Here is an 11,916-nt window from a genome sequence, read left to right on the forward strand (position 1 = left end):
CGTCGCGGGCTATCCGGCCCGGCCGAAGGACGTCGTCGTCGCCAGGTGGCGACGTCCCAAGGTGCGTACACCAGGCGGCCCACCCGGGGCACACATCTCGGGTGGCCCGTGAGTGTCCAGGAGGACAACGCCGTATGGCCAAGATGATCGCGTTCGACGAAGAGGCGCGCCGCGGCCTCGAGCGGGGCATGAACCAGCTCGCCGACGCCGTAAAGGTGACCCTCGGCCCCAAGGGCCGCAACGTCGTGCTCGAGAAGAAGTGGGGTGCCCCCACCATCACCAACGATGGTGTGAGCATCGCCAAGGAGATCGAGCTCGAGGACCCGTACGAGAAGATCGGCGCTGAGCTGGTCAAGGAGGTCGCCAAGAAGACCGACGACGTTGCCGGTGACGGCACGACGACGGCGACCGTCCTGGCCCAGGCCCTGGTTCGCGAGGGCCTGCGCAACGTGGCCGCCGGCGCCAACCCGATGGCCCTGAAGCGGGGCATCGAGGCTGCGGTCGCGAGCGTCTCGGAGGAGCTGTCCAAGCTCGCCAAGGACGTCGAGACCAAGGAGCAGATCGCTTCCACCGCCTCCATCTCCGCTGGCGACAGCACCGTCGGCGAGATCATCGCCGAGGCGATGGACAAGGTCGGCAAGGAAGGCGTCATCACCGTCGAGGAGAGCAACACCTTCGGGCTGGAGCTGGAGCTCACCGAGGGTATGCGCTTCGACAAGGGCTACATCTCGGCCTACTTCATGACCGACCCGGAGCGCATGGAGGCCGTCTTCGACGACCCCTACCTCCTGATCGTCAACAGCAAGATCTCGTCGGTCAAGGACCTGCTCCCGATCCTCGAGAAGGTCATGCAGTCGGGCAAGCCGCTGCTGATCATCTCCGAGGACATCGAGGGCGAGGCCCTGGCCACCCTGGTCGTCAACAAGGTCCGGGGCACCTTCAAGTCCGTCGCCGTCAAGGCTCCGGGCTTCGGTGACCGCCGCAAGGCCATGCTCGCCGACATCGCCATCCTCACCGGTGGCCAGGTCATCAGCGAGGAGGTCGGCCTCAAGCTGGACGCCGTCGGCCTCGACATGCTGGGCCGCGCCCGCAAGGTCGTGGTGACCAAGGACGAGACCACCATCGTCGACGGTGCCGGCGACGCCGACCAGATCCAGGGTCGGGTCAACCAGATCCGGGCCGAGATCGACAAGAGCGACTCCGACTACGACCGTGAGAAGCTGCAGGAGCGGCTGGCCAAGCTGGCCGGTGGCGTTGCGGTGATCAAGGTCGGCGCGGCCACCGAGGTCGAGCTCAAGGAGCGCAAGCACCGCATCGAGGACGCCGTTCGCAACGCGAAGGCCGCCGTCGAGGAGGGCATCGTCCCGGGTGGTGGCGTCGCGCTGGTGCAGGCCGGCAAGACCGCCTTCGACAAGCTGGACCTGGTCGGCGACGAGGCGACCGGTGCCAACATCGTCAAGGTCGCGCTGGACGCCCCGCTGCGGCAGATCGCCGTCAACGCCGGCCTCGAGGGCGGCGTTGTGGTGGAGAAGGTCCGTAACATCGAAGCGGGTCACGGCCTCAACGCCGCCAACGGCGAGTACGTGGACCTGCTGGCCGCGGGCATCATCGACCCGGCCAAGGTGACCCGGTCGGCGCTGCAGAACGCCGCTTCCATCGCGGCGCTCTTCCTCACCACCGAGGCCGTCGTCGCGGACAAGCCGGAGAAGACCCCGGCTGCCCCGGCTGGCCCGGGTGGCGGGGACATGGACTTCTGAGTCCAGATCCGACACCGAACGGGGCGGGCCGCTGACGCGGTCCGCCCCGTTCGTCGTCAGGTGGGTAGCGGGCGCTGGTTGCGCCGCTTCTGCGCCCGGTCGTACGGCGGGGGCAGTTGGATCGGCGCGTCCACCATCTCCTGCGACTCCTCGGCCACCGGCTCGCCGTTGGTGGTCATCTCGGCCAACTGCTCGGCGTCGCCGTAGTCGAGCCGGTCGAGCGGCAGTTGGCCGGGGAGTTCGCCGACCGGTTTCCAGGTGACCTGCGGGCCGTCCTCGGTCTGGTCGTCATCCGTGGTCATGGCTGCCTCCTCTACCGAAACGGTAGGGGGCGTCGATGCCCGACGCGGGCGAATGGCACTATCTGAGTCTATATCCCATTCGCCCTTATTTGGCGTTCAGCGTCCGCCGGTACAGGAAGAAGACCCGCTCGATCCGGGCGCCGGCGCTGCCGGAGTAGAACGGCACCGGCCCCACCCAGCCGATCTGCGCCTGGTCCAGCCCCGCTTCCCGCTGATCGCGCAGGCAGCGACGCAGCAGCACCCCGCCGATGCCCGAACCCTCGGCGGCCGGCGCGGTACCCATCGGCCCGAACCAGCTCGGCCGAGACGAGCCGTAGGCGGCGAAGCCGAGCAGCTCGCCCGCCCGCTCCGCCACGTGGCATCCGGCGCCGTCGCGACCCACCGACCCGGCCAACTCGCCGTCCCACGCGCCGCCGAAGGTGGACCGGGCGAACGCCGCCAGCGCCGGAAGGTCCTCCGGCTCTGCCCGGCGTACCGTGATCCCCTGCCCGGCCAGCCGCCGCTCGGCCGCCTCGGTGGACCGCAACGCCGGCGACCCGTCGTACGACAGGTCGGCGGTCATGTTCCAGGCGGTCCGGTCCTGCTGGTAGCCGAGCGCCAGGGCGGTGCAGACCGCCGGCGTGTAACGCACGTCGATGCCCGGCCAGGCGTAGTACGGCGGGTTCCCGGCCAGCAGCACCTCGGTCACCCCGTGCTCGGCGAGCACCCGTTCGGCCCGCCCGAGCAGCGCCCGGCCGACGCCCCGACGACGCTGGTCCGGGAGCACCGCGACCAGGTCCACGTGCCCGAGAGCCGGGTCGGCCGACGACACCGAACAGAGCAGTACTCCGACCAGGTCCGCACCCCGGTACGCGCCCAGCCCCACCACCAGCCGGTCGGCGGCGGCCCGCGGCCAGAGCGCGTCCACGATGGCGGCCGCCTCGACGGCGTCCTCGGGCAGATCGAGCGCCTGCTCGCAGAGCCGCACCGCGGCGCGGGCCAGGTCAGGGGTCAGCTCGGTGACGGTGATCTCGGCGTCCATGGTCGCCGACCCTAGATCACCGGGTGTTGGTTCGTGCTCCCGCCCGTCCTCAACGCTGGGCGGCTTGGACGGCGGCGTACGCGTCGACCTGCCCGGCCCCCGTGACGTTCGCCGGTCCGCCGCAGGCGTCGGCCGGGTTGCGGGAGCGGTAGGTCGGCACGGCCGGCGTCGCGGTGTCCCGCAGGATCTGCCGGGTTCGGGCCAGGTCGCCGACCAGCTCCGGGTTGGCCGACCACATCAGCGCGACCACCCCGGCCACCTGCGGGGTCGCCATCGAGGTGCCGTCCAGTTTGGCGTACCCGCCACCCGGCATGGCCGACACCACGCCCACGCCGGGCGCCAGCACGTCCGGCTTGCCCGGACCGCCCGGCACCGGCCCACGCGAGGAGAACTCGGCCACCCGCCGCTGTGCGTCCACCGCGCCCACGGTCAGCACGTCCGGATACGGCGCAGGCGGGTCGTCGATCGACGCGCACCACGGCCCGGTGTTGCCGGCGGCGGCGACCACGAAGATCCCCGCGGCGTCCAGCGCGGCGGTGGCCGGCCGCAGCACGTTCCGGTCGCAGCCCTCGATGGGCGGGCAGCCCCACGAGTTGGTCAGCACCTGCGGGGCGCGCTCCGGCCGGCCGTCGGTGAACGGGTCGCCGCCGGCGGGGAAGGGCGCCAGCATGAACTGGAGGCAGTCCAGGTAGTGCCCGGGGCTGCCCAGGTTGCGGTCCAGGTTGACGCAGCCCACCCACTGCGCGTCCGGCGCCACCCCGATGCCGTCCCGCCCGACCGCGCTGCCCACCGTGTGCGTGCCGTGCCCGCCCTGGTCGGTCGGGGTGCGGGTGCCGTCCCACGGGTCGTACCAGGAGTCGTCCCCGCCGCGGAACCCCGCCCGCAGCGCCGGGTGGGCGCCGTCCACGCCCGAGTCCGAGCTGCCCACCACCATGCCCGCGCCGGTCACGCCGAGCTGCGACCAGACCCGGTCGGCGCCGAGTTGGCGGATGTTCCACTCCGGGCCGGTGGGCGCGGCCGCGGTGCCCCGGTTCTGCCCGGCCGGGGCCGGCAGGGGCCGCAGTCGCTGGCTGACCAGCACCCGGGCCACCTCCGGACGGCGTGCGAGCCAGGCCCGCACCGCCGGACCGCCGTCCACCTCGACCGCGTTCACCAGGTAGTACGGCACCGGATCGAGCCGCAGCCGGCTCAGCTCCCGGCGCAGGTCGGTCTGGCTACGGTCGGCGGTCGTCACGAGCCGCCGGTAGACCTCCGCCGCGCGGGCGTCCCGTCCGGCCCGGCCCGGAGCGCCCGCTGGCAGGCCGGTCAGGTCGGCCTGCTCGCGCAGCACCACGAGCAACCGCTCGCCGTGCAGGCCGGGCTGACCGGGCCCGAGGTCGACCACGCCCACCGCGACCAGCAGCACCGCCGCGGTGAGCGCGGCGACCCGGCGACTCGGGGTGCGGGCCGCGCGCCGGGCCAGCAGCACCGCGTACCCGATGGCGACCAGGGCCGCGACGGCCAGGCCGGCGCCGGCGGTGGCCGCCACCCAGAACGGCACATCGCGGGTGCCGACCAGCAGCAGGGTGATCTCTTCCGGGTCGGTGAAGGCCAGCGGGCCGAGCGTGGCCAGACCCACCAGCCAGCCGGTCGCGGCCCGACCGGCGCGTACGGCGTCCATCGCTTGGTCGGGCGCGTGCGTCGCGCCGTCGGCGGCCGAACGCCAGGCCGCGGCCCACAGGGCGGCCAGCGCGAAACCCACCGGCGGCAGGGTCAGCAGCGCGGGTAGCTGTGCACCGGACTGGCCGGCGCCGGCGGCGAGCAGCAGCAGCGCCACCCCGGCCACCAGGCCGCCGACCAGCACCAACCGCGCCGGCCGGGGCGGCTGGCCGACCGCGAACCGGGACCAGAAGGGAGCGTCCAGCAGCGTCGCGGCGAGCACCCCGAGCGTGGCGGCAGCCAGCACGGCGAGCGCGGTCTCCAGCAGCCCGCCGAGCGCGCCCAGCCAGGCCCAGGGCAGCAGCAGCGCGAGCCCGGCGGCGACCGCGAGCAGGGGCACCGGGCGGGTCGTCGCGCGGGTCCCCGACCGGGCCGGCCCGGCGGAGGCCGACCGACGTGCCGACCAGCGCAGGACGAGCGCGGTGAGCGCCGCCGTGCCGGCGAGGGCGGCCAGGTACGCCTCGTGGTGCACCGGCGGTACGACCCGCGGCAGCGTGAGCACCCCGAGCGCGAGCGCCGCAGCCAGCCACGCCCGCCCGGTGGCCCGGACCGCGGCCGACCGGGGCAGCAGGGCCAGCAGCAGCGCCGGCGTGCCCACCAGCACGACGGTGGCCAGGCCCAGCACCGGCCAGAGCCAGCCCACCCGGTCCCGCCCGAAGCCCAGCAGCACCTGGTCGGTGAGCCAGCCACCCGCCTGGGTGGCCACGGTCACCGCCACCGTCCAGCCGCCGGCCAGCACGGCCGCTACCACCGGCCACGGGTTGGGCCGGCGTGGTGGCGACGGCTGGTGGGGCGGTGGTTGACCAGCGGGTGACGAAGAGCCGACCTGCATGACTCGCACAGTACGGGGCGGGCGGCGCATGCCGACACGCTGGCGCGGCGGTTACGGTGGACAGGTGCGTGACCCCAACATCTCCCGCTCCGTCGCCGGGCAGCTCTCGCCGGTGCGCCGGGCCGCCGACCTGCGCCGACTCCGCGCGGAGCGCTTCGACGTGCTGGTCATCGGGGGTGGGGTGACCGGTGCCGGCGCCGCCCTGGATGCGGCGTCCCGGGGCCTGAAGGTGGCCCTGGTCGAGGCGCGCGACCTCGCCGCGGGCACCTCCAGCCGGTCCAGCAAGCTCATCCACGGCGGCCTGCGCTATCTGGAGCAGTTGGAGTTCCACCTGGTCCACGAGGCGCTCACCGAGCGGGGCCTGCTGGCCACCCGGCTCGCGCCGCACCTGGTCCGCCCGGTGCCGTTCCTGGTGCCGCTGCCGGCCGGTAACGGCCTGCGGGGTCTGCCCGCCCGCATCTTCCGCCGCTCGTACTACGGCGCCGGCGTGGCCACCTACGACGCCTTCGCCGGAGTCTTCGGCGGTGGCCGGGGTATGCCGCTGCACCGGCACCTGACCCGGGAGGGGGCCCGGCGGATCTTCCCGAGCCTGCGGGCCGACGCGCTGGCCGGGGCGATCCGCTACTACGACGGGCAGGTCGACGACGCCCGGCTCGTGGTCACCCTGGCCCGCACCGCGGCCAGCCTCGGCGCCACGGTGGTGAGCAGCACCCGTGCGGTCGGGCTGATCCGGCAGGCGCGCGAGGTGACCGGCGTCCGGGTCCGCGACCTGGAGGCGCCGGCCGGCTCCCCGGACGCCGAGTTCGAGGTGCAGGCCCGGACCGTCATCGCCGCCACCGGCGTGTGGAGCGACGACATGTCCCGGATGCTCAACGACGTGGGCCTGCGGCCCGGCATCCGGGTGCGCGCCTCCAAGGGGGTGCACCTGGTGGTGCCCCGCTCGGCGATCACCGGCGAGACCGGGCTCATCCTGCGCACGGCGAGTTCGGTGCTCTTCGTCATCCCGTGGGGCGGGCACTGGATCATCGGCACGACGGACACCGACTGGCGGCTGGACCGGTCCCACCCGGCGGCGTCGGCCCGCGACATCGACTACCTGTTGGAGCAGGTCAACGTCGTGCTGGACCGGCCACTGACCACGGCCGACATCGAGGGCGTCTACGCCGGGCTGCGGCCGCTGCTGGCCGGTGAGGCCGACTCCACCTCGAAGCTCTCCCGGGAGCACGCGGTCTTCGAGCCGATGCTCGGGCTGCTGCTGGTGGCCGGCGGCAAGTACACGACGTACCGGGTCATGGCCTCCGATGTGGTGGACCGGGCCGCCCGCCGGCTGGGCGGCACCCGCCCGTCGCGCACCGCCGACCTGCCGCTGCTCGGCGCGGACGGTTACCCGGCCATGTGGCGGGATCGGGCCGACCTGGCCCGGCGGCACGGTGTGCCGGTGGGTGTGGTGGAGCACCTGCTGGAGCGGTACGGCACTCTCACCCTGGATCTGCTCGCGCTGATCGACGCGGATCCACTGCTCGCCTCCCCGCTGGCCGGCGCGCCGGAGTACCTGGCCGCGGAGGTCGCCTACGCGGCGCGGGCCGAGGGCGCGCTGCACCTGGAGGACGTGCTGACCCGGCGGACGCGGATCTCCTTCGAGACCAGCCACCGGGGGCTGGAGTCGGCGGAGCACACCGCCGAGCTGATGGGCGCGGTGCTCGGGTGGGACGCCGCCACCCGGGCCTGCGAGGTCGAGCACTACCGCGCCCGGGTGGAGGCGGAACGGCAGTCTCAGCAGATGCCGGACGACGCCGCGGCGGACGCGGTCCGGCTGGGCGCCCCGGATGTACGGGGTTACGCGGCGGACCGGGGTGGCGACGACGATCAGGCCGAGTTGCGTCCGTCCGCTCGGTGACGAAAAATAACGTTACCGAAGGGTAACCATCGATACCGGCCCGGATGGTGGTTTCGGCTGCTATCTAGGGTGGGGTAGGTTTCCGCGCGTGCTTTCCCGCGCGCGCTCCCGCCTGCTCATTCCTCTCCTCGCCACGGCGCTCGCCGGTGCGCTCGCCGGGTGTTCTCTGTTCGACCGCGACACCGGCGGCACACCGACTGCGCAACCGCCGGTCGGCACGGCGGCCGGCGGGCCGGTGCCGGAGATCCCGACGACGGTCGCCGCGGGTCAGGTCAGCCTTTTGCAGCGGCTCGGTGCGGACGGCCCGATACGCACGCTGAGCGTCGAGCGGGACGGCACGTGGCAGTGCCTCGACTGCGCCGGTGACGGCGTCACCTCCCGGGGCCGGCTCGCCCCGGAGCAGACCGAACGGCTCCAGGTGCTGCTGGCCGACCCGAAGCTGGCGAACGAGACCGATCAGGTCCGGCAGTACCGGGTCACCTGCATTGACGCGCTGACCTCCAGCCTGCTCACCTCCGCCGGGCTGATCACCTCGCAGGACTGCCCGGGCGAGGAACGCCCGCCGGTCGCCGGGGAGATCCTGCTGCTGCTCACCCAGGCGACCCCGGCCGAGGTCAAGGGCTGACCCCGGCCGAGGTCAGGTCAGTCAGAGCACCTTGCCGGGGTTGAGCAGACCGGCCGGATCCAGCGCCGACTTGATCGCCTGGTGCACCCGGACCCCGACCGGGCCGATCTCCTGGGCCAGCCAGTCCCGCTTGAGCAGCCCCACCCCGTGCTCACCGGTGCAGGTGCCACCCAGGGCCAGGCCGAGCCGCATGATCTCGTCGAACGCCCGCCGACCCCGCTCCACGCTCGCCGGGTCGGCGCGGTCCACCACGATGTTCGGGTGCATGTTGCCGTCCCCGGCGTGGCCCACCACGCCGATCGGCACCTCGCACTCCGCCGCGATCCGGGCCACCCCGTCCAGCAGCGCGGCGAGCGAACCGCGCGGCACCGCCACGTCGTCGATCACCAGACCGCCGTTGCCACCCGGGTACGCGTCGGCGGCGAACTTCTCCATCGCCGGGTGGGCGAGCCGCCGGGCCTGCAGCAGCGCCGCCGCCTCCACCGCGTCGGTGGCCGCGTAGACCTCGTCGGCCCCGGCCGCCTCGCACACCTCGGCCAGGCCGGCCAGGTCGTCGGCGGCCCGGCTGCCGGTGTCCGCGGCGGCCAGCAGCAGGGCCTGCGCGTCCGTCCGCAGCCCCATCGGCTGGTACGCCTCGATGGCCCGCAGGTGGGTCTGGTCGAGCAGTTCCAGCAGGCTGGGAGTGAGCCCCCGGGCGGCGATCGCGGCCACCGCCGCGCCGGCCGCCGCGGTGGACGGGAAGACCGCCACCAGGGTCAGCGAGTCGGCCGGTGCGGGCCTGAGCGCCACGGTCACCTCGGTGATCACCCCGAGGGTGCCTTCCGAACCGACGAAGAGCCGGGTCAGGTCGTAGCCGGCCACTCCCTTGGCGGTACGCCGGCCGGTGCGCAGCACCTCGCCGGAGGCGAGCACCACCTCCAGGCCGAGCACGTACTCGGTGGTCACGCCGTACTTGACGCAGCACATGCCGCCGGCGTTGGTGGCCACGTTGCCGCCGATGGTGGACGACTCCCAGGAACCGGGGTCCGGCGGGTACCAGAGCCCCTGCTTGCCGACCGCCGCGGCCAATGTCGCGTTGACCACCCCGGGCTGGACCACCGCGATCCGGCTCACCGGGTCGATCTCCCGGATCTCGTCCATCGCGACCGTGCTCAGCACCACCGCGCCGTCCACCGCGTTCGCCGCGCCGGCCAGCCCGGTCCGCGCGCCCTGCGGCACCACCGGTACGCCGTGCCGCGCCGCCGCCCGCATCACCGCGACCACCTGCTCGGTGTCGCGGGGGCGGGTCACCACGAGCGGGGTGCCGGCGGCGCAGAGGTCGGCCTCGTCCCGCTCGTGCATGCGCAGCAGGTCCGGGTCGGTGAGCACGACGCTCTCGCCCAGCGCGGCGCGCAGCTCGTCGATGAGTGCAGTGGGGGCCATGCAGCTGAGGCTAGGTCGCCCGCCGCCGATCATCAACATGATCGTCTGCGCGGGCTAGCTTGGGCACCATGCTCTACCTGGACCGGCCTGCCTGGCCGTGGCGCGGTCGGCTCTGGTCACATCTGATCAGCGACCTCTCGTACGCCGAGTTGCACGCCTTCGCCGAGGCGCTGGGCGCGGCCCGACGCGGTTTCGACCGCGACCACTACGACATCCCGGCCGACCGGTTCGCGGCGGCGGTGTGGCTCGGGGCCCGGGTGGTGTCGAGCCGGGAGCTGGTGCGGCTGCTCCGCGACGCCGGCCTGCGTCGCCCGAAGCACCTGGTCAACCCGCGCCCTCCGGCGGCCCGATGAGCGTGGCCAGCTCGCGGCGCAGGTTTGCCCGGGCCGGCTGCTCCCACCGGCTCGACAGCGGCGGCAGCCGGAACAGCGCGGGCAGCGCCAGCAGCCCGCTGAGCACCCCGGCCCGTCCGGCCCGGAAAGCCGGCTCCGGCACGTGTGCGTACTCCTGCCGGACGGCGGCGGCGTAGCGGTCGTACGCGGCCGGCGGCGCGGCCAGCACGGCGAGGTCCGCGTCGCAGAGCAGGGCGCCGTCCCGGTCACCTGGCGCCACCGCGTGCCCGGCGGTGAGCAGCACCAGCCGGCGCACCTGGGCCACCGCGGGCGCCGGCACGCCGAGCGCGCTGAGCACGCTCCCGGCCAGCGTGGCGCTGTCCCGTTCATTGGCGTCGCCGGCGGCCCGCGGGTCGTAGACCGCGTCGTGGCACCAGGCAGCCAGCCGGACCAGGTCGGCCCGGTCGGCCAGCCCGGCGTGCCGGTCCACCACGTCGAGCACGGCGGTCAGGTGGCCCACCGTGTGGTAGTGCCGGTGCGGCTCCCGCCAGCGGGCGAGCAGCTGCTCCCCGGCCCGCGTCGAGCCCGCGCCGGGTTTCGCTCCGGCGCCCCGGGCCGCCGCCCGCCACCGGTCCAGCAGATCGGCCACCGCCCGAGTCTGCCGCATCCTCCCGCCACGTGCGGAGCGGGAGGATTCAGTAGGCCTGCCTCGGGTAGTCGCGCCCATGGCCGTGGCCCGGGACAAACGACCTCCGTTGGTGCGGCGCACCCCGCTGCGTGAAGGGCTGGTGGACGTCGACGGCGCGCGGATCGCCGAGGCCACCGAGGAGCTGCGGCACCGTGGCCGGGCCACCCTGCACGACCGGCTGCACCGGGTGCGGATGGCCGGCGGGCTGGCCGTGCAGGCCGGGCTCGCCGCCGGGCTGGCGTACTTCATCTCGCACCGGGTGCTCGGCAACCCGCAGCCGGTCTTCGCGCCGATCTCCGCGGTCGGCACCCTGGCCGCGTCGGTCGGGCAGCGGTTTCGCCGGACCGTGGAGCTGATCGTCGGGGTGGGGATCGGGGTGGCCATCGGCGACTTCCTCATCTACCTGCTCGGCACCGGGGCGTGGCAGCTCGGCCTGGTGGTCACGGTGGCGATCCTGCTCACCATCTTCGCCGGGGCCAGCGTGGCCATCGTCATCCAGGCGGCCGCCACGGCGGTGCTGATCGTCACGCTGAGCCCGTCGACCCAGAACCTGGAGATTCCGCGCTTCGTCGACGCGTTCCTCGGCGGTGGGGTCGCGCTGCTGGTGACGGCGGTGCTGCTGCCGCTGAACCCGCTCCGGGTGATCAACCGCGCCGCCCGGCCGGCGCTGGACCTGCTCGCCGCCCAGCTCGACGCCACCGCCGACGGGCTGCGCAACCAGGACCGCGCCACGGTCCAGCAGGCCCTGGAGCGGTTGCGGAACAACAAGGAGGAGCTGGCCACGTTGGCCGAGGCGATCGAGGGGGCGAAGGAGACCGCCACCCTGTCCCCGGCCCGCTGGCACCGGCGCGACGAGCTGACCCACTACGCGGAGGCGGCGGATCCGATCGACCGGGCGATGCGAAACACCGGCACGTTGATCCGCCGGTCCGTCACGCTGATCGAGGACGAGGAACCGGTGCCGGATCCGATGCCCGACGCGATGAACCACCTCGCCGAGTCGGTCCGGTTGCTCAAGCACGAGTTCGCCGTGGGCGAGGAGCCACAGAAGGCCCGGGAGAGGTCACTGCGGGCGGTCAGCGAGGCCGGTCGGGCGTACGGCGCCGGGGTCGGCTTCTCGGGCAGCGTGGTGATCGCCCAGATCCGCACCACGGCGAGTGACCTGCTGGTGGCCTCCGGAATCGAGCAGGAGGAGGCGAACCGGTGCATCCGCACCGCCTTCGGGGAGCAGGAGCGGCCGATCGGTGAACCGGCCGAGCCGGGCGAGAAGCCGAAACCGCCCACCGCCCCACCGGTCGGCTGACCGCACCGCCGGCCGGCCCGGCTCACGCCACCGGCCGGC

At 74.0% G+C, this 11,916-nt stretch carries 10 protein-coding genes; 5 read left to right on the top strand and 5 right to left on the bottom strand.

Translation table 11 applies throughout. The annotated features are described in order from the left end of the window. Positions 1-134 precede the first annotated feature (134 nt). Complete coding sequence (gene groL / locus ACFYPS_RS12375) at positions 135-1,757, top strand: chaperonin GroEL (RefSeq protein WP_354963547.1); 1,623 nt, start codon at positions 135-137, stop codon at positions 1,755-1,757. Between the two features lie 56 nt (positions 1,758-1,813). Here the strand turns inward: groL and ACFYPS_RS12380 are convergent, their stop codons facing one another. From ACFYPS_RS12380 to ACFYPS_RS12390, 3 genes are all read right to left on the bottom strand, one after another. Continuing rightward, complete coding sequence (locus tag ACFYPS_RS12380; protein ID WP_354963548.1) at positions 1,814-2,059, bottom strand: hypothetical protein; 246 nt, start codon at positions 2,057-2,059, stop codon at positions 1,814-1,816. An 85-nt stretch (positions 2,060-2,144) separates the two neighbouring features. Further along, entirely contained in the window at positions 2,145-3,080 is a 936-nt protein-coding gene (locus ACFYPS_RS12385) for a GNAT family N-acetyltransferase (RefSeq protein ID WP_354963549.1), read from the bottom strand. Positions 3,081-3,129: 49 nt separating this feature from the next. Further along, on the bottom strand, positions 3,130-5,610 hold the full coding sequence (locus ACFYPS_RS12390; protein ID WP_354963550.1) for a S8 family serine peptidase: 2,481 nt from the start codon (positions 5,608-5,610) through the stop codon (positions 3,130-3,132). Between the two features lie 79 nt (positions 5,611-5,689). On the opposite strand from ACFYPS_RS12390, the gene ACFYPS_RS12395 reads away from it, so the two are divergent. Both ACFYPS_RS12395 and ACFYPS_RS12400 read left to right on the top strand, forming a co-directional pair. Beyond that, on the top strand, positions 5,690-7,507 hold the full coding sequence (locus ACFYPS_RS12395; RefSeq protein WP_354963666.1) for a glycerol-3-phosphate dehydrogenase/oxidase: 1,818 nt from the start codon (positions 5,690-5,692) through the stop codon (positions 7,505-7,507). 88 nt (positions 7,508-7,595) lie between these two features. Continuing rightward, positions 7,596-8,132, top strand: coding sequence for a hypothetical protein (locus tag ACFYPS_RS12400; protein WP_354963551.1), 537 nt, complete (start codon positions 7,596-7,598; stop codon positions 8,130-8,132). 21 nt (positions 8,133-8,153) lie between these two features. Here the strand turns inward: ACFYPS_RS12400 and ACFYPS_RS12405 are convergent, their stop codons facing one another. Beyond that, positions 8,154-9,554, bottom strand: a complete 1,401-nt coding sequence (locus tag ACFYPS_RS12405; protein WP_354963552.1) for an FAD-linked oxidase C-terminal domain-containing protein — start codon at positions 9,552-9,554, stop codon at positions 8,154-8,156. Between the two features lie 68 nt (positions 9,555-9,622). On the opposite strand from ACFYPS_RS12405, the gene ACFYPS_RS12410 reads away from it, so the two are divergent. Then, entirely contained in the window at positions 9,623-9,907 is a 285-nt protein-coding gene (locus ACFYPS_RS12410; RefSeq protein WP_387324400.1) for a DUF4031 domain-containing protein, read from the top strand. Here ACFYPS_RS12410 and ACFYPS_RS12415 read toward each other — a convergent pair. Beyond that, positions 9,879-10,535 (bottom strand): metal-dependent phosphohydrolase, encoded by a 657-nt coding sequence (locus ACFYPS_RS12415; protein ID WP_354963554.1) that lies wholly within the window; start codon positions 10,533-10,535, stop codon positions 9,879-9,881. The two genes, ACFYPS_RS12410 and ACFYPS_RS12415, sit on opposite strands and share 29 nt — an antisense overlap. A gap of 139 nt (positions 10,536-10,674) precedes the next feature. Between ACFYPS_RS12415 and ACFYPS_RS12420 the strand changes: the two genes are divergently transcribed. After that, positions 10,675-11,877, top strand: a complete 1,203-nt coding sequence (locus ACFYPS_RS12420; protein ID WP_354963667.1) for an FUSC family protein — start codon at positions 10,675-10,677, stop codon at positions 11,875-11,877. The last annotated feature ends 39 nt before the right edge of the window (positions 11,878-11,916 follow it).

Origin of the sequence: Micromonospora sp. NPDC005087 (assembly GCF_042872965.1) — a bacterium.
GTDB lineage: Bacteria > Actinomycetota > Actinomycetes > Mycobacteriales > Micromonosporaceae > Micromonospora.

Coding starts and splice junctions, on each gene's coding strand:
- groL (WP_354963547.1), top strand. CDS start 135: ATGGCCAAGATGATCGCGTTCGACGAAGAGGCGCGCCGCGGCCTCGAG.
- ACFYPS_RS12380 (WP_354963548.1), bottom strand. CDS start 2,059: ATGACCACGGATGACGACCAGACCGAGGACGGCCCGCAGGTCACCTGG.
- ACFYPS_RS12385 (WP_354963549.1), bottom strand. CDS start 3,080: ATGGACGCCGAGATCACCGTCACCGAGCTGACCCCTGACCTGGCCCGC.
- ACFYPS_RS12390 (WP_354963550.1), bottom strand. CDS start 5,610: ATGCAGGTCGGCTCTTCGTCACCCGCTGGTCAACCACCGCCCCACCAG.
- ACFYPS_RS12405 (WP_354963552.1), bottom strand. CDS start 9,554: ATGGCCCCCACTGCACTCATCGACGAGCTGCGCGCCGCGCTGGGCGAG.
- ACFYPS_RS12410 (WP_387324400.1), top strand. CDS start 9,623: ATGCTCTACCTGGACCGGCCTGCCTGGCCGTGGCGCGGTCGGCTCTGG.